General features: G+C 41.1%; 16 protein-coding genes and 2 pseudogenes. 5 read left to right on the top strand and 13 right to left on the bottom strand.

The window, feature by feature from the left end; translation table 11 throughout:
- The first annotated feature begins 124 nt into the window (after window positions 1–124).
- Window positions 125–2,890: a DNA polymerase I gene (gene polA, locus EAH57_RS13850; RefSeq protein ID WP_121930563.1), complete on the top strand. Its 2,766-nt coding sequence runs from the start codon at window positions 125–127 to the stop codon at window positions 2,888–2,890.
- A gap of 56 nt (window positions 2,891–2,946) precedes the next feature.
- On the opposite strand, the gene EAH57_RS13845 is transcribed toward polA, so the two are convergent.
- The 5 genes from EAH57_RS13845 to ppx all read right to left on the bottom strand — a co-directional run bounded on the left by EAH57_RS13845 (window position 2,947) and on the right by ppx (window position 8,122).
- The gene (locus EAH57_RS13845; RefSeq protein WP_004672550.1) at window positions 2,947–3,495 is read right to left on the bottom strand and encodes a YggT family protein; all 549 of its coding nucleotides are present in this window, start codon (window positions 3,493–3,495) and stop codon (window positions 2,947–2,949) included.
- A 16-nt stretch (window positions 3,496–3,511) separates the two neighbouring features.
- Window positions 3,512–4,351, bottom strand: coding sequence for a pyrroline-5-carboxylate reductase (gene proC, locus EAH57_RS13840; RefSeq protein ID WP_004672549.1), 840 nt, complete (start codon window positions 4,349–4,351; stop codon window positions 3,512–3,514).
- Between the two features lie 3 nt (window positions 4,352–4,354).
- Window positions 4,355–5,740, bottom strand: coding sequence for a tRNA lysidine(34) synthetase TilS (gene tilS / locus EAH57_RS13835; RefSeq protein ID WP_121930562.1), 1,386 nt, complete (start codon window positions 5,738–5,740; stop codon window positions 4,355–4,357).
- On the bottom strand, window positions 5,677–6,501 hold the full coding sequence (locus tag EAH57_RS13830) for an acetyl-CoA carboxylase carboxyltransferase subunit alpha (protein ID WP_121930561.1): 825 nt from the start codon (window positions 6,499–6,501) through the stop codon (window positions 5,677–5,679). The genes tilS and EAH57_RS13830 overlap by 64 nt, the downstream gene beginning before the upstream one ends.
- A gap of 100 nt (window positions 6,502–6,601) precedes the next feature.
- Window positions 6,602–8,122, bottom strand: a complete 1,521-nt coding sequence (gene ppx, locus EAH57_RS13825; RefSeq protein ID WP_121930560.1) for an exopolyphosphatase — start codon at window positions 8,120–8,122, stop codon at window positions 6,602–6,604.
- A 269-nt stretch (window positions 8,123–8,391) separates the two neighbouring features.
- Here ppx and trxA point away from each other — a divergent pair, with 269 nt between their 5' ends.
- The 3 genes from trxA (at window position 8,392) to EAH57_RS13810 (ending at window position 10,938) form a co-directional block, all read left to right on the top strand.
- Window positions 8,392–8,718: a thioredoxin gene (trxA, locus tag EAH57_RS13820; RefSeq protein WP_121930559.1), complete on the top strand. Its 327-nt coding sequence runs from the start codon at window positions 8,392–8,394 to the stop codon at window positions 8,716–8,718.
- Window positions 8,719–9,039: 321 nt separating this feature from the next.
- Window positions 9,040–10,308, top strand: coding sequence for a transcription termination factor Rho (rho, locus tag EAH57_RS13815; RefSeq protein ID WP_004672538.1), 1,269 nt, complete (start codon window positions 9,040–9,042; stop codon window positions 10,306–10,308).
- A 399-nt stretch (window positions 10,309–10,707) separates the two neighbouring features.
- Window positions 10,708–10,938, top strand: coding sequence for a hypothetical protein (locus EAH57_RS13810; RefSeq protein ID WP_121930558.1), 231 nt, complete (start codon window positions 10,708–10,710; stop codon window positions 10,936–10,938).
- 101 nt (window positions 10,939–11,039) lie between these two features.
- Here the strand turns inward: EAH57_RS13810 and EAH57_RS13805 are convergent, their stop codons facing one another.
- Genes EAH57_RS13805 through pheS form a run of 3 tightly spaced genes read right to left on the bottom strand, consistent with a single transcriptional unit; the run spans window position 11,040 to window position 14,727 of the window.
- A complete protein-coding gene (locus EAH57_RS13805; protein ID WP_000126166.1) occupies window positions 11,040–11,336 on the bottom strand; it encodes an integration host factor subunit alpha in 297 nt (98 codons plus the stop codon).
- Window positions 11,333–13,714: a phenylalanine--tRNA ligase subunit beta gene (pheT, locus tag EAH57_RS13800; protein WP_121930557.1), complete on the bottom strand. Its 2,382-nt coding sequence runs from the start codon at window positions 13,712–13,714 to the stop codon at window positions 11,333–11,335. Before pheT ends, EAH57_RS13805 begins: the two co-directional genes overlap by 4 nt.
- A 32-nt stretch (window positions 13,715–13,746) precedes the next feature.
- Window positions 13,747–14,727 carry a phenylalanine--tRNA ligase subunit alpha gene (gene pheS / locus EAH57_RS13795; RefSeq protein WP_121930556.1) on the bottom strand — a complete coding sequence of 327 codons (981 nt, stop codon included), beginning with the start codon at window positions 14,725–14,727 and terminating at the stop codon, window positions 13,747–13,749.
- 156 nt (window positions 14,728–14,883) lie between these two features.
- Between pheS and EAH57_RS13790 the strand changes: the two genes are divergently transcribed.
- On the top strand, window positions 14,884–15,882 hold the full coding sequence (locus EAH57_RS13790) for a hypothetical protein (protein WP_121930555.1): 999 nt from the start codon (window positions 14,884–14,886) through the stop codon (window positions 15,880–15,882).
- Here EAH57_RS13790 and EAH57_RS13785 read toward each other — a convergent pair.
- The 5 genes and pseudogenes from EAH57_RS13785 to EAH57_RS13765 all read right to left on the bottom strand — a co-directional run bounded on the left by EAH57_RS13785 (window position 15,879) and on the right by EAH57_RS13765 (window position 18,125).
- Window positions 15,879–16,260: pseudogene (locus EAH57_RS13785) on the bottom strand (hypothetical protein). The gene EAH57_RS13790 and the pseudogene EAH57_RS13785 overlap by 4 nt on opposite strands.
- A 22-nt stretch (window positions 16,261–16,282) precedes the next feature.
- Window positions 16,283–16,841, bottom strand: a pseudogene (locus EAH57_RS13780) (NADAR family protein).
- A 93-nt stretch (window positions 16,842–16,934) separates the two neighbouring features.
- Window positions 16,935–17,294 (bottom strand): 50S ribosomal protein L20, encoded by a 360-nt coding sequence (rplT, locus tag EAH57_RS13775; protein ID WP_004664213.1) that lies wholly within the window; start codon window positions 17,292–17,294, stop codon window positions 16,935–16,937.
- A gap of 11 nt (window positions 17,295–17,305) precedes the next feature.
- Window positions 17,306–17,500, bottom strand: coding sequence for a 50S ribosomal protein L35 (gene rpmI / locus EAH57_RS13770; protein ID WP_004278281.1), 195 nt, complete (start codon window positions 17,498–17,500; stop codon window positions 17,306–17,308).
- A 196-nt stretch (window positions 17,501–17,696) separates the two neighbouring features.
- A complete protein-coding gene (locus EAH57_RS13765) occupies window positions 17,697–18,125 on the bottom strand; it encodes a YqaA family protein (protein ID WP_121930554.1) in 429 nt (142 codons plus the stop codon).
- Window positions 18,126–18,157: the final 32 nt, after the last annotated feature.

Raw genomic sequence — 18,157 nt, 5'->3', positions numbered from 1 at the left:
TTTTGCATACAAAATACTGCAATTTTTTAAAGCGACGTAACTCGTCATTGCACAACACGGCGACAAGGACAGACAACACTTTTTCACGTAAAATACCTGCTAACTTATAATTAGGATTTGCGAAATGCCACCTTTTGTCTTGGTTGACGGGTCTTATTTTTTATTTCGTGCTTATCACGCCTTACCACCGTTAACGACGTCTACTGGCTTACATACCAATGCAATACGTGGTGCAATTTCAGCAATTCAAAAATTGATGCGTCGTACACAACCGACGCATATGGCGGTGATTTTTGATACGCCTGAACCTACTTTTCGCCATGCTCTTTCGCCTATTTATAAAGGTGATCGTCCAAGTATGCCCGAAGAATTGTCTCAACAAATTCCATATTTGCACGCATTAATTAAGGCACAAGGGATTCCTTTATATTATCTCGCAGGCGCTGAAGCGGATGATATTATTGGAACTTTAACCAAGCAAGCACTGAGTGAAGGTCATCATGTTCTGATTTCAACGGGTGACAAAGACATGGCCCAACTGGTCAATGAACATGTCAAACTCGAAGATAGTTTCAAAGAACGTGTGCTTGATGAAGCGGGAGTTTTTGAAAAATTTGGCGTTCATCCGCATCAAATTATTGACTACCTCACACTTATGGGCGATGCATCAGATGGCATTATGGGTGTTCCAGGTATTGGTGCAAAAACTGCAGCTAAGCTCCTCAATGAATACGGTTCACTCAATAATATTATTGCCAATGTCGATCAGCTTAAGGGCAAAATCAGTCAAAACATTAAAGACAGCTTAGACAACATCAAAGTTGATCACCAACTGGCAAGTATCGTCTGTGATCTTGAGTTAAATATAGATTGGCATGAGCTTAAACTCAGCAATCCAAATGTCGATCAGCTACGTGATCTCTATACAGAACTCGAATTCCGTAATCAATTACAATCTTTAGACCACCCGAATAATCCAAATACCTCGGCTTATCAACAAACCTCACAAAAAATTGTGAAAGCAGAGCAAAAAGCTGAAACGATTGTGACCGAGGACCATGCCACACTTTCAAGTCAAGATGATCAGCTCGGAACAGCCACTTATCATACGGTTCTCACACAACAAGACTGGGATGCATTGTTACAACGAATGCAACAAGCAGATCATTTTGCCATTGATACAGAAACCACGAATTTAGATTATCGTATTGCCGAACTTGTTGGTTTCTCAGTCGCATTTGATGCCAATGATGCATTCTATGTGCCTGTGGCGCATGATTACGAAGGCGCACCCGAACAACTGAATCGTGACCAAATTTTAGCTCAAATCAAACCAATCCTTGAAAATGAGCAGGTCAAGAAAATTGGTCACCATCTAAAATATGATGCCCATATTTTTGCCAATCATGACATTACCATTCGAGGTTGGTACTTCGATACCATGCTGGCATCTTATGTGTTGAATGCAGCAGCCACACGTCATGGTATGGATGATGTCGCACGACTTTATCTGAGCCATTTGACCACTACCTTTGAGCAAATTGCAGGTAAAGGTGCCAAACAGAAAACCTTTAATCAAATTGAACTCGAAGTTGCAGCACATTATGCAGCCGAAGATGCGCATGTCACTTATCGACTGTATGAAGTTTTATCAGGAAAATTAAAAAGCTCCCCAGAACTAGTAAATATTCTGCACAATATCGAAATGCCAGTTGCGCGTGTGTTGACTGCCATGGAAGAAGATGGCATCAAGCTCGATCATCAGTTCCTTGATCAGCTCAGTGTTGAATTTTCAAAGACCATACAAACACTAGAAAATCAGGCCACTGAACTGGCAGGTGAAGCTTTTAATGTTTCTTCACCAAAACAAGTGGGTGAAGTTCTATTTGAAAAGCTGGGGATTAAAGGCGGTAAAAAAACGGCTACGGGACAGTTCAGTACCAGTGAAAGTATTTTAGAAAAAATTGAACATCCACTCGCCGAAGTCATTTTAGAACACCGCGGCTTGGCAAAACTGAGAAATACCTACACTGACCGTCTGATTGAACAATCGCATGATACAACGCATCGTGTTCACACCAGTTATCACCAAGCATTGACCACCACGGGTCGCCTATCTTCGACAGACCCAAACCTACAAAACATTCCGATTCGTACCCCAATTGGACGACAAATCCGTAAAGCCTTTATTGCACCTGAAGGTCGCGTGCTATTGGCAGCCGATTATTCACAGATTGAACTGCGTTTGATGGCGCATTTTTCTCAAGATGATGCTTTGATCCATGCATTCCAACAAGGGCAAGATGTACACCGTCGTACTGCTTCAGAAGTATTGGGCATTGCGATTGAAGATGTCACCAATGACCAACGCCGCCAAGCCAAAGCCGTCAACTTCGGTCTGCTTTATGGCATGTCAGAATTTGGCTTAACCCGTCAACTGGGCTTTACTCGAGAAGAGTCACGTAGCTATATCGCACGTTATTTCCAACGTTATCCAGGTGTTTTGGATTATATGGAGCGCACGCGTCAGATCGCACGTGAACAAGGTTTTGTTGAAACAATTTTAGGTCGTCGTCTATATACCCCTGATATTTTGGCAAGCAATAAAATGATCAAGCAAGCCGCTGAACGAGCTGCGATTAATGCGCCACTGCAAGGCAGTGCGGCTGATATCATCAAGTTAGCGATGATTGCCGTGGATCAAATGTTACCAAAAGAACAAGCTAAACTCTTGTTACAAGTACACGATGAACTGGTCTTTGAAGCGGACGCAGCAATTGCAGATGAACTTTCCAAGCAAATCGCTGAAGTGATGCAATCCGTCTTGAAAATCTCAGTTCCATTTGTGGTTGAAGTTGGACAAGGGCTGAATTGGGACGCTGCACACTAACCCCTATTCTAAACAAAAAAAAAGAGATGCTAAGCATCTCTTTTTTTTAATCAAAGCTAGACAATTGCTCTGAGCATTGTTTCAGCCACAAATAACACTAAAAATGCAAGAATCGGTGATAAATCAATCATCCCCATACTTGGCATCACTTTACGGAAAGGTGCCAAAATCGGCTCGACCAACTCCTGAATCACCTCCATATAAGGCGATCGAAATTGCGAAAGCATCATGATCCAGCTACAAATAATAAAAGCAAAAATCATATATTTAAGGAGCGTCACTAAAGACAATAGCATTTCTTTTACTGTAGAAACAATAAAATACAAGGTACTCCCCGTACCTACGCCAGCTAAATGCTTTTCTCCCCACATTTTGAGGAAGTAAAGCAAAATAACCAGAACTAATGCGGCTAAATTAACCCGTCCTTTGCTCACCGTTGGGAAAATACGGCTGAAAACATCTACAATCTTGGTCGCTTTCGTTGTTGAAAGCACCACGGGATTGTAGGGAGTGACTGCCGCCAATTGCATTAAAAAACGGAAAAAGATCAATAAAATAGCAACATTGATCAAAACACCAAAAATTAGCGCAGAACTTGCACCCATAATTGTCTTATCCTACTTAAACTGATTTAGTCTTGTCACTCAACTCTTGCGCAAGCTCTTGGCTGCGTTTTTGAGCTGCTGCAAGCGCTGCCTGAATATTTTGTGAAATCTGTGCACGATCAAACACCTCTAAGGCTGCTTGAGTTGTGCCATTTGGTGAAGTCACATTTTTACGTAATTCTGCTGGAGAATTTGAACTGGTAATCGCCATTTGCGCCGCGCCCAGCGCAGTCTGCAAGGTTAATGCAGTAGCAACTTTTTCATCTAAGCCCAAGTTTTTACCCGCGCGAATCATACTTTCCATTAAATAGAAAAAGTAGGCAGGGCCTGAACCAGATACCGCAGTTACCGCATCAATTTGCGCTTCATTATCAACCCAAATGGTTAAACCAGTCGCCGCTAAAATTTGACTGGTTAATTCACGATCTTTAGTACCCACAGCCGCAGGTGCATAAATACCATGTGCGCCCGTTTGGACCAATGCAGGCGTATTCGGCATCACGCGTACAATACGTTCGCTGCCGCCGATTAAATCTGAAAGGGTTTGAATCTCAGCGCCCGCAATAATTGAAATCACGAGTTTATCTGACAACAACCCTTTTAATGGTTGTAAAACCGTTGCTAAGACCTGTGGTTTTACCGCCAATACAACAACATCAGCATCTTTGATCGCTGCAACATTATCTGTCGTGGTTTGAATCTCTTTTTCTTCTAATATTTGACGAATCTGCTCTACTGGGTCAGACACTGTAATGCGTGTGGTTGGTAAGCCACGAGAAAGTAACCCACCAATCAAGGCTTGCGCCATATTACCGCCGCCAATAAAACAGATATTTTGATTCAATGATGTCGCCATGTCCTACTCGTCATGTAATAAAGACTGATGAAAAATACAGTCAGAAATTAAACTTGGTTGCCAACCGCCCTGCACCAGATACTCAGATTGCGCCAACCAAAAACCTTTTGGGCTAAAAACCCCAAGCATAACATTATCCACGACTAATATTTGAATTGTATGACGTAACCAAGGCAAAATCTGCGCATCTTGAATGGCTTTTTTGAGTGGCCAATGCCCAACTCGCCCATACAGATGGATTTTTTCACCGCCTTGTCGTTTCAACAACTGCAACTCTCTATCGAATAATTGAGGAGAAAGACCTAGACTTTGAGATTCGATTTTAAACTGTCCTGCTGCCACCTGAATATGCTGTCCTAACACATAACGCTGTGAAATAGCATCAGGAAGAGTCGATAATTTTTCTGCATACAGGATGTCATGGCTTAACCTATACAAGGTTTTTTGATAACGCACATAATAATACGGATGCACATGTAAGGTCGCTTGCGCATCTGGTTTGGCTGCAATCACTTCTTGTTGTAAACGCTGAACCATGTCGTAACTTGGTCGATATTGTGCATTGCCTTTCATCCATGAGGAGAGCAATTGACGCTGGCGTGCATGAGATAATTCTTTGAGTTTAGTTAAATTGAGTTCATCAAATGTTGCGCATTGCTGCCAATCCTTTTGCAACACTTCATCTAAAATCTCAGCCGCATCTTGCATTAAATAGCTACTACGTGCGACCGCCGCCTGCATTTTTGGAAAGCGATGTTGCAACACATCCCACAGTACCTCTCGACACCATGCCCGATCATAATGAATATCTTGATTGCTTGGATCGGTCACATACTCAAGACCAATGTGTTGTGACCATTGTTCAATCTGTGCTCGACTTAGATCTAAAAATGGCCGCCAAATGGTCATTTCTTTACGTATGTCGATTTGTTGCATCGCCGCCAATCCATTGACACCCGCACCAGAGAATAAACGTAACAAAACTGTCTCAGCTTGATCTTGTTGATGATGCGCTAGAACTAAAATTTCATTGGTTTGTAAATGTTGGTGATAGGCTTGATAACGGGCTTGGCGAGCTTGTTGTTCTAAATTGCCTGTTTCAACTTGTACTTTCTGAATGATACAAGGAATATTGAATATCTTTGCCTGTTGTTGCACCAACTCGCCCCATAGCACACTCGGCGGTTGTAATTGGTGATCAACATAAATGGCACGAATTTTATCGGGAAAAAGTTCAGACATTAGAGACAGCAACAGCATGGAATCCATGCCGCCGCTACATCCAATCAAGAAGTGAGTTTGCTCAGAAAAATGTTGTGCTTGCGCTAAGATGCGATGCCTAAATTGCTGCTGCCAAACTTCATTAAACGTTGATAACGTGCTTCGCATCGTGCTTGTGCATCCATCGGTTGCAATTCTTCCAAGGCTTGTTTTAACACATCTTTTAGATCATTCATGACTTTTTCAGGCTGCAAATGCGCACCCTCACCTTCATCCACGACATATTCAACAATACCAATCGCTTTTAACTTATCAGCAGTCAATGCAAGTGCTTCACTCGCTTGCGCTGCTTTTTCTGCTGTTTTCCATAAAATAGAAGCACAGCCTTCAGGTGAAATCACCGAGTAAATACTGTGTGAAAGCATGATAACACGATCAGCCACACCAATACCCAAAGCACCACCAGAACCACCTTCACCTAATACTGTTGCGATCACTGGTACTTTCAAACTCGACAGTTGTGCCAAGCTCGTTGCAATTGCTTCTGCTTGACCACGTTCTTCAGCACCGACACCAGGATAAGCCCCCATGGTATCAACAAAAGTAAAAACAGGTAAATTGAAACGTTCAGCCATATCAAGTAAACGTTGAGACTTCCGATAACCTTCTGGGTTACACATCCCAAAGTTATGTTGCAGTTTCTCACGAGTACCACGTCCACGATGTTGACCCACCACCATGACAGGTTGGCCATCAAAACGAGCTAAACCACCAATCATCGCACCGTCATCACCATATAAACGATCGCCGTGAAGTGCATCAAATTCAGTGAAAATTTCACTCACGTAATCGAGGAATTGCGGACGTTCAGGATGACGTGCAATTTGAACCGTAGTCCAAGCCTTGGACTGAGTCGCTTTATTTTTCATAAGTCGTAAATAATCCCTAACAAGGATGCAAGGTCTGTTGACACTTTCTATAAGTTATACGCACATTGCGTTTCAAGCTGAAAGATCAACAGCTCCTAGGTTAATCAACAAATTTATCTGACACGATATGTAAACCAATGTTCCAATGCTTAAATTGCACTTGTTCATCATGCAAATCTGCAACCAGTAAAGGCCATTGCTTCGCATCGCCAGAAACACTCAGTTGCCATTGTTGATCATTTACCACACTGAGTTCAATGGCAGGAAGCATCTGATCACTACGACTATGATTTAGTAAAACTGCAAGACGAAGAATCATGCAAAGATAAACTAAATGATGACCACCAACTTTTAATACATCGTTTTTAGCATCTGCACGTAACTTACGACGATGATGAGAAATCAGATGCGAAAGATGATTTTGATCAATTTGTGAAAAACCAGGAATATCTGAATGTTGTAATAAATATGCACCATGACGGTGATAACCACCATGACTAATGGCTAATCCAATTTCATGTAAATAAGCCGCACGACGCAGTAAGTCACTGTCTTCAGTAGTTAAATCTAGTGCGTCAGCTACACCATTAAACAAGTGCTGGGCGGTATTGACCACACGCTCTGCCTGTTTTGGATCGGCATTGTAACGACCCATCAATGCTTGAACACTGCGATCGCGAATATCTTCATGTTTGAATCGACCCAACAAATCGTACATTACACCTTCACGTAATGCACCATCCGAATAAGCAAGCTTATCAATGTTTAATACATCAAAAATCGCATACAAAATCGCAAGTCCAGCTGGCAAAACTGCTCGACGATCTTCACGTAAGCCTTCGAAATCAATTTCTGAAGTATGCTTAAATTTCAACAAACGATCTTTGAGCTTATATAGACCATCACGAGTCAGGTTTTCCTGTTCGTCACTCAAGCCGAGATTCACTAAAATTTGACGACAGGCTTTAATGGTTCCGCTCGAACCCACCACGGTATCCCAGCCTTCCATTTTATAGGTATTGGCAATACCTGACATTTCTTTACGTGCGGCAACAACAGCCTTATCAAAGGCCTTGGTTGAAATCTCACCTTCAGCAAAAAAAGTCTTACTATATGCCACACAGCCCATCTGCAAAGACTCGGTATAAATAGGCTCGAACTCTTCACCAATAATAAATTCTGTTGAACCACCGCCAATATCAACAACTAAACGACGTCCGCCATTGGCCATGGTATGCGAAACACCGAGATAAATGAGGCGCGCTTCTTCACGACCTGCAATAATTTCAATGGGTTTAGGCAAAATTTCAGCGGCTTTTTGGATAAACTCGTGACCATTCTTGGCTTGTCTTAATGCATTGGTCGCAACAATTCTCAGGCGATTTGGCTGCACTGAACTCAAACGCCCAACAAAACGCGCTAAACAGGCTAAACCGCGTTGTTGAGCAGCTTCCGTTAAATTTTTATTTTCATCTAGCCCAGCAGCCAATTGTACTTTTTCTGACATTGAAGCAACTTTCTTCACTTCACCGTGATCAACACGAGCAATTGCAAGATGGAAACTGTTCGACCCCATATCTATTGCAGCAAGTAATTCTTCATCAATCAGAAAATCAGACATTATTCGTATAAACCCATGCTCAATTCACGCATTAGAGTAATTCACATGCTTACAATTTTAAAGTCATTTTAAACAATAAAACGCGTGTATTTTCGCTTATGACATATAAATGATTGTTTAAGTCGATGATCAGCATCGTGAGCAACCATTAGACTTTTCACTTTCTAACTTGAATAATCAGAACAAACCCTTACATTGAATAAAGTAGCAATGTAATATTCTTTCTGATAGTGAATTGATACTTTATTTCTTAAATTTGGAGCAACCCTATGTCTGCGACTATTGTTAATACAACTGATGCAAACTTCCAAGCAGATGTTTTAGATGCTGAAACTCCCGTACTTGTTGATTTCTGGGCTGGCTGGTGTGCACCTTGTAAAGCTATTGCACCAGTCCTCGAAGACTTGTCAAACGAATATGCAGGAAAAGTTAAAATCGTTAAAGTTGATGTTACTGCATGCGAAGAAACAGCAGTAAAATATAACATCCGTAACATTCCAGCATTATTGATGTTTAAAAATGGTGAAGTTGTTGATCAACAAGTCGGTGCAGCGCCCCGTTCTAAACTTGCAGCATTTATTGACCAAAACATCTAAATAGTTTGTTTAACTGTCAATCTGCGGAAATACGCTATTCATTGATTAGCGTATTCCTCCGTAAAAATTGACAAAGCAGTTGATTTCGTCTATATTTCTCGATCAAGAAGCTTTGAATGGAATCTACTTCATCGCGCTTCTTACACGATACAAAACATAAGATCGCCGCTCGGCAATAACAATTGTTTTCACATTTCTCTCTGAAACAATGAACCAGACTACTGGATCGTAATTGTTTACTACAATTACATCAGTATATATGCGGTCGATTTTTTCTTTCCCAACACAATCCTCCACTTATTCCATTCTGTCTGACCACTTATGAACTTAACTGAACTCAAGAAAAAACCCATTGGCGAACTCATTAAAATTGCGGAGTTTATGGGCCTTGAAGGCATGGCACGTAACCGTAAACAAGATATTATTTTTGCCATTTTAAAACGCCATGCAATGAATGGCGAAGAAATCTTTGGTGATGGCGTTTTAGAAATCCTTTCTGATGGCTTTGGTTTTTTACGCTCCGCTGCTGGTTCATATTTAGCAGGACCAGATGACATTTATGTCAGCCCATCACAAATTCGCCGTTTTAATTTACGTACGGGTGATACCATTACAGGTACGATTCGCCCACCAAAAGAAGGTGAACGTTATTTTGCTTTATTAAAAGTGAATCAAATTAACTATGACACACCAGAAAACTCACGTAACAAAATTTTATTTGAAAACTTAACCCCATTGTTCCCAACCGAACAAATGGTGATGGAGCTTGGTAATGGCACAACAGAGGATCTAACCTCTCGTGTTGTCGACCTTGTGGCACCGATTGGTAAAGGTCAGCGTTCAATTATTGTTGCACCGCCAAAAGCGGGTAAAACAATGCTTTTACAAAACATTGCTCAATCCATCGTTCGTAACAACCCAGAAGTCTTCTTGATCGTTTTACTCATTGATGAACGTCCAGAAGAAGTGACCGAGATGGAACGTACAGTTCGTGGTGAAGTCGTGGCATCAACTTTTGATGAAGCCCCTGCTCGACATGTCCAAGTTGCTGAGATGGTCATTGAGAAAGCGAAACGTCTAGTCGAGCATAAAAAGGATGTTGTGATTCTGCTTGACTCTATTACTCGTTTAGCCCGCGCCTATAACACGGTTGTTCCATCATCAGGCAAAGTACTTACAGGTGGTTTGGATGCGCATGCGCTCGAACGCCCAAAACGCTTCTTTGGTGCTGCACGTAATATCGAAGAAGGTGGTTCATTGACCATTATCTCGACGGCATTGATCGAAACAGGCAGTAAAATGGATGATGTCATCTATGAAGAGTTTAAAGGTACAGGTAACCAAGAGATTACGCTCGATCGTCGTATCGCGGAAAAACGTGTCTTCCCTGCCATGAACATTAAGAAGTCTGGCACGCGCCGTGAAGAACGCTTAATGGGAGAGGATAACCTGCGTAAAGTTTGGATTTTACGTAAACTACTTCACCCAATGGACGAACTTGCAGCGATGGAGTTCTTACTTGATCGCATGAAAGAAACCAAGACCAATGATGATTTCTTTGACCAAATGAAGCGTAAAGCCGCAAACTAGGTCGATCATCCAATGATCACAACAGCCACCTTTATGGTGGCTGTTGTGATTTGGTTGACATACTTACACAACAGTTACAATTAGATTCCCCCTTGACAGAAACTCACTATACAACTGATTTATATATTTAAATATAAAAAAGCTCTGTTAATTTCCTCTAGAATACCGATTCACAAATGATCCTTCATAGTTATTTTCTATCAAAAAATGACCTATTTTTGTCTATTTTTGTCGTTTTGCCAGACAGAATAGTAGTAATTCGTGATTTGCTTTGATAGGATAGCATCTGACTAGTTAGGCTGCTCCCTGCGTTGTTTCCTAAAATATTTAGGAATAATAAAAGCACAAACAGACTAACTCAGGTTTTTTTTAATCTCACAATTTTATGAGAGTGATGCCATGTTATTCAAAAAATTCGCTGTTATTGCTGCTGTTGCAACTACTTTAGCTTTTGTTGGTTGCTCTAAGAAAGAAGACGCTGCTGCTACTGACGCAACTGCTGCTGCTTCTGAAGCTGTAGCTGCTGCTTCTGAAGCGACTGTTGCTGCTTCTGAAGCGACTGTTGCTGCTGCTTCTGAAGTTGCTGTTGCTGCTTCTGAAGTTGCTGCTCCTGCTTCTGTTGCTCAATAATCTAGTTTTAGATTAAAAAAAGAGAACCTTTTGGTTCTCTTTTTTTATGCCTGAAGATCTATTTAAGTCAGTTAAAATTCTTTCAGGCTTAAAAAAGCAGATCAATCGATCTGCTCATTTCCAACGCGCTGTCTAAATTTCTGACCCGCTCTAAAAGTCACAACTCGACGAGCAGAAATCGGAATTTCTTCACCTGTCTTTGGATTACGGCCAGGGCGCTCACGCTTATCACGTAACTCAAAATTCCCAAACCCTGAGAGTTTGACTTGTTCGCCCGCAATCAATGCTTGGCTAATTTCGTCAAAAAACAATTCGACCATTTGTTTTGCTTCACGGCGATTTAAGCTCGTGAGTTCACTTAAATGGTCCGCCATATCTGCTTTTGTTAATGCTGTCATGAGGCCCTCAATGTCGCTTGATAAGTGTTTTCCAACACTTGAATAATGTTATCCATACCAGATTTGATTTCAGCATCTTCAAGCGTACGAGTTGGGTGCTGCCATAACAATGCAAAAGCTAAAGAACGTTTGCCTTGTTCGACTCCTTGCCCCGTATACACATCGAACAACCATGTAGAGTCAAGTAACTCTCCCCCAGTCTGTTCAATCATGCGCTGAATATCTTTCACCACAATCTTATCAGAGATTAAAAGCGCAATATCACGTCTAACCGATGGAAAACGTGATAATTCTGTAAAATTAGATACATAAGATTGCAAAACTGCTTGCTGATCGAGCTCAGCAACCCAAGTCGTACCCAAATCCAAATCATTTTCCAAAGATGGATGTAAACGCCCTAAATAACCGATTGACAGCCCATCAACCAGAACTTCAGCCGACTGTCCTGGATGCAACCACGCCCGCTCGGTCCGAACAAACTCAACCTTAACACGTCCAGCCGCCAAAATTTCTTCAATTTCACCTTTAAAATCAAAGAAATCCATTGCAGTTGGTTTAGCATGCCACGACTCAGGCACTTGTGAGCCTACAGCGATAAGCGCTAATGTAGGAATCTGCTTAAGGTCATGAATATTTTGTGCATTTTGATAGTCAAAACGCAAACCCAACTCAAAGAAACGAACACGATGTTGTTGACGATTCAAGTTATATTGCACACAAGGAATCAAGCTAGATAACAGTGTGCTACGCATTGCCGCCAAATCACTTGAAATTGGATTGGCAAGCATGAGTGGCTGTACATTTGGATTAAGTTGTTTTTCCAATTTCGCATCTGCAAAGCTAAAGCTAATCGCTTCTTGATAACCCAAAGTTGCAACACTTTGACGCAGTTGGGTAATATCAAAACCATCTTGATACTTTTTCAACGTCACATCTATTTTTGGCAAACTGATTTGAATATTGTCATAGCCTTGAATACGGGCAACCTCTTCAATCAGGTCTTGATAAATCACCATATCATAACGATGCGAAGGCGGAGTCACAGACCACTGGCCTTCGGCTACAGTCTCTACATTACAGCCAAGGCGAGTTAAAGCATCAACGATAAACTCACCTTCAACCTGATAACCTAACAATTGATCAACTTGGCTTTGCTTTAACTGAATTGTTTCGCGTTTTGGTAATAATTCAGCTTGTTCAGCAACCGTGATTGGACCAAATTCACCGCCTGCAAATGCTTGAATCAGTTCACAAGCACGGTGCATTGCGATCATTGGCAACTCAAAGTCCACACCGCGTTCATAACGCTGTGAAGAATCGGTATGCAAACCCAAACGACGTGCACGACCAGCGATCGCTAAAGGTGCAAAGAATGCACTTTCAAGGAAGATATCTTGTGTATCATCAGTAACCGATGAATCTAAGCCACCCATAACCCCTGCAATCGCCAAAACTTTTTGATCATCTGCGATCACCATCATGTCATCTTGCAATTCAACATCTTGGTCATTCAACAGCATCAGCTTTTCTTGAACTTTTGCTTGGCGTACTTGAATTGAGCCAGCAATTTTCGCCAAGTCAAAGGCATGCATCGGTTGACCTAATTCAAGCAATACATAGTTAGTAATATCGACCAAGATACTATGGCTACGAATCCCAGAACGAGTGAGCGCCTGCTCCATCCACTCAGGCGTTGCTGCTTTCACATTGACATTTTTGATGATACGACCCAAATAGCGTGGTGTACCTTCAGTGCTAATCGATACTGATTTTTCATCGGCAATACTTGCTGCAATGACTTGAATCGCTGGTTGATTAACACCTAATTTATTAATGACGGCAATTTCACGGGCAATACCACGAATACTAAAACAGTCACCACGGTTTGGCGTGATGCTAATATCAATGACATTGTCATCAAGTTTCAAATATTCACGGATATTCATCCCGACTGATGCGTCAGCAGGTAGTTCTAATAAACCATCAATTTTATCTTCTAAGTCAATTTCAGAAGCACCGCAAAGCATTCCTTGTGATTCCACACCACGTAGCTTGCCTTTTTTAATTTTGAAATCACCTGGTAATACTGCACCAATAGTCGCCACAGGTGCTTTCATACCTACACGTACATTCGGTGCACCACACACAATTTGTAGTGGTTCATCTGAACCAATATTCACCGTGGTTACTCTTAGACGGTCTGCATCTGGATGCTGTTCAACAGTCAAGACCTCGCCTACCACAACACCTGTAAATGGTTTAGCTACAGGCGCCAATTCATCAACTTCCAAACCTAACATGGTGAGTTGATCAGACAGCGTTTCGCTATCGATTGCTGGATTGACCCATGTGCGTAACCAATTTTCACTAATTTTCATTTGTATAAACCTTTGTTAATCCTGAAATACTGTTAGGCAAATTGGCGTAAGAAACGCACATCATTTTGGTAGAACATACGTAAATCATTGATGCCATAACGCAACATCGCAAAACGCTCTACCCCTAAACCAAAAGCAAAGCCTTTGTATTTATCAGGATCAATCCCTGCGGCACGCAGTACATTTGGATGCACCATGCCACAACCTAAAACTTCTAACCAACGCCCACGCTCATCCATAATATCCACTTCTGCACTCGGCTCTGTGAATGGAAAATAAGAGGGACGGAAACGTACTTTTAAATCTTTTTCAAAGAATTCATTCAACAGGTTAATTAATAAACCTTTTAATTCAGCAAAGCTGGTATTTTCCGCGACATACAAGCCTTCGATCTGATGGAACATCGGAGAATGCGTTTGATCTGAATCACAACGATAGACACGGCCCGGACACACAATACGAATAGGTGGCTGATTACTTTCCATAGTACGAATCTGCACACCCGATGTATGGGTACGAAGTAGATGTGTCGCATCAAAATAGAAAGTATCATGCATAGCACGTGCTGGATGATGTCCCGGAATATTGAGCGCTTCAAAGTTATGATAATCGTCTTCAACTTCAGGCCCATGTGCAACTTGGAAACCCGCTTTGGTAAAGAACTGGCAAATGCGCTCTTGAACTTGAGTAACAGGATGGATACTCCCCATGCGTTGACCGCGACCAGGTAAAGTAATATCAATCGTTTCACTTGCTAATTTTTTTTCAAGTTCGGCTTGCTGTAAGGTCTGTTGACGCTCAGTCAAAGCAGCATTGATTGCTTCACGAACAGCGTGGATCGCAGCACCTTGTACTTTCCGCTCTTCAGGATCCATTTTTCCAAGTGCTTTCGACTGTTCTGCAAGCTGGCTTTTCTTCCCTGTAAATTGAACTCGAACTTGATCGAGTGCAGCAAGGTCTTGAGCCGCTGCAATGGCAGCAAGCGCTTCAGTGGTCAGGGCTTCCAGTGACATAGTAACTCTCAAAGCAACAAATTATAGAAATATAATAAAACGCTATAGTTTATCAGCTTTTTATCTATTTTTTGAAGATTAAGCCGATTGAAAAAACATATACCGCAACAATTTGATAAAATCGCCATTACCGCTAAAAAACCAAGAGTAAAAACAATGGCGCTCGATCAAATCTGGAAAGCACAATTGACGCTTGTCACCTATGGCAATGAGTTTTTACAGCAAGACTTAAATATGAATGATTGGGTTAACCATCCTATCTTTGCTCAACATCATTTGGTTTTTCGTGATTTAGCGTCTCAACAGCTTTTAGCACAACATTTTCGAGTTTGGTTAGAGGCATTAAAACAACAAGGGGTGGATAAACTAAGCCTACATAATTCAATCATTCTCGATGAAGAAAGTAACCCCAATCCAAACGTTGAATTACTTCCCTACGCTCACTTTATTGTCAGTCATCAAGGCAAAAATAAAGCGGCATGGATTTGCGGTCATGAACTTGCAGAATGGTACCCTTATGACCACCCCTTTACAGCTCCTGTTACACAACAGATTAATTTCCGACAAGAGATTTTTTGGCGTTATCCACTCAATGAAAAACTGTCTAAAAAAATTACTTCAGATTTAAAAGATAATGATTGGCATGAAATAGAGAAATTTATTGATCAAGAGCTTTTCAACCATAAATGTGCAAAAAACTTCTTAGAGTCAGAACAAGTGGAGCTACCTTTTTATGGCTATGAGCTAGAACAAAGCCATTTAGATAAAACGGTCTTAGCTATTATTCCTACAACCTATCAAGCAGAGTCAGCCCATCAATTGATGCATCGTATGTCCGCGCTCACAGGTTTCATTGAGAGTCAACGGCTCAATCCATATGATAATGAAGGTGAAATCATTAGCCCTGAACAACAAATTGTCTTACGCAACTTTGCACAGAAAATAGATGATGTATTTGGCAGACTTATCACTAAGATTGCCAATCATTATAAAAATATTGATTTTGAAATGCCGATGGAACCTTATGACCGAACTATGGATGTTCCAGTCGCATCAGCTTCCACAAGTCCATACAAGACCAATCACTCCAGCGTGATTAAACTGGTGCTGATCACGGTCGTAATCTGTGTATTGGCTTATTATTTTGGGCTTTAATATTCAGTATAATCCAGCTCATCTTCGTCAATATTGATGAAGTCTGGTTCAGGGGTTTGCTCAAATCGTACCGCTAGAATCTCTAGTTTGCTTAAGTAAGCTTGCTTTAGCAACACGATGCATCCCATCCATGACTCGCCCCTCAGCACACAAGATAATGGGATAACTGAGATCTGCATCCTGAACTAATTGAAAATGCTCAATGATTTGCTGTGTAGTTGGATATTGATCTGGAAACCAATAGGCTTCGTTAAGTTCCTGAATATCAACCAGTTGAACTTTCTTGGCAATACACGTTTTTGTCAGCTCAACGAGATGATGTACATCCCAAATATGTGTATCTTCGCCAACTTGTCTAAAGTGATATTGTATGCGCATAGCCTCACCTAAAAACTCAACCCTATTGAGCCAAAAGTTGTGCTCGAACCTGCATAAGTGCAAAACCGAGCAAATTTAAGCCCTTCCACAAACTAGGGTCTTGCACATGCTCGTGATCTTGCGCCATACCAACACCCCAAACCCGATCAACAGGTGACGCCTCAACTAAAATACGGTCATTGGTGGCAATTAAAAAAATCTCTCAATTCTGAATACTGTGAGAATTTCACCAAGTTTGCCTCTACCAAGATTTCAAAACGTTTTTCCTGCCACACCTGTTCATCGTAGTTAAGTACTTTACGACCTAACTGTTTTGCTTCATTCGGATGTTTGACTTTCAAAATCTGATTAAATATTTCATCATCGTTAAAGAGTTTAGCTTTTTGTGCCATCATATAATGTTCAGCGGTGAGATATTCAATCCCATTCTGGGTAAATGGTGATGGAAACCACTGACTAAAACAACTCTTATCAACCATATTTGTTTGCTTTGGAGTATGTCCCCAAAAATATAAATATTTAAAAAAATGACCTTGTTGGACTTGTTGAATTAAATCATTTAAAAAATTTTCATCTTGCATATTATATCTCTCTACTTATTATCTATTATTTAGACCGAATGCTCTAAAAATAAAAAAGACCGCTAAAAAGCGGTCTCTTTTGAATCTCTAAGCTTATGCAGCTAATGCACCTTTAGCTTTTTCAGCTAAAGCAGCAAATGCAACTGCATCATGCATAGCGATGTCAGCTAATACACGACGGTCGATGATTACTTGAGCTTTTTTCAAGCCATCAATCATGCGGCTATAAGACAAACCGTTAAGACGAGCACCAGCATTGATACGCGCAATCCATAAAGCACGGAATTGACGTTTCTTCTGACGACGGTCACGGTAAGCATATTGACCAGCTTTGATTACTGCTTGGAACGCTACGCGATAAACGCGTGAACGAGCACCATAGTAACCTTTAGCGCGAGCAAGAATTTTCTTGTGACGACGATGCGCCACTACACCACGTTTTACACGAGCCATTTATAATCTCCTTAGATGTATGGGCACATACGACGAACTGATGCAACATCACTTACGTGAACCATTACACAGCCGCGCAATTGACGAATACGCTTAGCAGATTTTTTGGTCAAAATGTGGCGTTTGAACGCTTGTTTACGCTTAAAACCGTTAGCAGTCGCTTTAAAGCGTTTAGCTGCACCACGGCGAGTTTTCATCTTAGGCATAACAACCTCTTTTGAACACCTGTTCGGAACGTTTGCACCATTGCAAAAACGACCTGCAGGTAAGGGAGGCAGTATCATATAGTATTTTTGCTTAAAACTAAAGCAAAAATTATGGATTCAAAGCCGAGTATTTGAGAGCCTCTACAAATTTATAAAAGCCTCAGACTCCTCTTAATAACCTTACAGGTTAAGAAGTTTAGCTAAACAACCCTAAATATAAAGCATACATAAATAGATAACGCCCACCTTTGGCAATCGTCACAATCAATAAAAATCGTCCAAACTTTTCTTTCATTAATCCAGCAATCAAGGTGATCGGATCCCCAATCACAGGCACCCAACTCAAAAGTAAGGAATAAAAACCATATTTATGATAAATCTGCTGGGCTTGTTCTAAACGAGGTTGAGAAACTGGAAACCATTTTTTATCCTTAAAATGTTCTATTTTTAACCCCAACCACCAATTCACACATGAACCTAGCACATTACCAATGGTTGCCACGAGAAGTAAATAAAAGGGATTTGAAAGACCTTGTATCAACAGCGTCATTAAGACAGCTTCTGACTGCAAAGGGAGTAACGTTGCAGCCCCAAAAGCGGATATAAATAATAAAAAATAAGACATCAATTCAAAGTTTCACTCAGACTTGGGCAAAG

This window comes from Acinetobacter sp. 2JN-4 (assembly GCF_003687745.1).
GTDB classification, from domain to species: Bacteria; Pseudomonadota; Gammaproteobacteria; order Pseudomonadales; family Moraxellaceae; genus Acinetobacter; species Acinetobacter halotolerans.
This window is presented reverse-complemented; position numbering and strand designations above follow the sequence as displayed.

Excerpts from the sequence above, each read along its gene's own strand:
- polA (WP_121930563.1), top strand. The coding sequence starts at position 125 with ATGCCACCTTTTGTCTTGGTTGACGGGTCTTATTTTTTATTTCGTGCT.
- pheS (WP_121930556.1), bottom strand. The coding sequence starts at position 14,727 with ATGTCACTGGAAGCCCTGACCACTGAAGCGCTTGCTGCCATTGCAGCG.
- trxA (WP_121930559.1), top strand. The coding sequence starts at position 8,392 with ATGTCTGCGACTATTGTTAATACAACTGATGCAAACTTCCAAGCAGAT.
- rplT (WP_004664213.1), bottom strand. The coding sequence starts at position 17,294 with ATGGCTCGTGTAAAACGTGGTGTAGTGGCGCATCGTCGTCACAAGAAA.
- EAH57_RS13790 (WP_121930555.1), top strand. The coding sequence starts at position 14,884 with ATGGCGCTCGATCAAATCTGGAAAGCACAATTGACGCTTGTCACCTAT.
- EAH57_RS13765 (WP_121930554.1), bottom strand. The coding sequence starts at position 18,125 with ATGTCTTATTTTTTATTATTTATATCCGCTTTTGGGGCTGCAACGTTA.
- proC (WP_004672549.1), bottom strand. The coding sequence starts at position 4,351 with ATGGCGACATCATTGAATCAAAATATCTGTTTTATTGGCGGCGGTAAT.
- EAH57_RS13805 (WP_000126166.1), bottom strand. The coding sequence starts at position 11,336 with ATGACAGCATTAACAAAAGCAGATATGGCGGACCATTTAAGTGAACTC.
- tilS (WP_121930562.1), bottom strand. The coding sequence starts at position 5,740 with ATGCGAAGCACGTTATCAACGTTTAATGAAGTTTGGCAGCAGCAATTT.
- EAH57_RS13830 (WP_121930561.1), bottom strand. The coding sequence starts at position 6,501 with ATGAAAAATAAAGCGACTCAGTCCAAGGCTTGGACTACGGTTCAAATT.
- rho (WP_004672538.1), top strand. The coding sequence starts at position 9,040 with ATGAACTTAACTGAACTCAAGAAAAAACCCATTGGCGAACTCATTAAA.
- EAH57_RS13845 (WP_004672550.1), bottom strand. The coding sequence starts at position 3,495 with ATGGGTGCAAGTTCTGCGCTAATTTTTGGTGTTTTGATCAATGTTGCT.
- ppx (WP_121930560.1), bottom strand. The coding sequence starts at position 8,122 with ATGTCTGATTTTCTGATTGATGAAGAATTACTTGCTGCAATAGATATG.
- pheT (WP_121930557.1), bottom strand. The coding sequence starts at position 13,714 with ATGAAAATTAGTGAAAATTGGTTACGCACATGGGTCAATCCAGCAATC.
- rpmI (WP_004278281.1), bottom strand. The coding sequence starts at position 17,500 with ATGCCTAAGATGAAAACTCGCCGTGGTGCAGCTAAACGCTTTAAAGCG.
- EAH57_RS13810 (WP_121930558.1), top strand. The coding sequence starts at position 10,708 with ATGTTATTCAAAAAATTCGCTGTTATTGCTGCTGTTGCAACTACTTTA.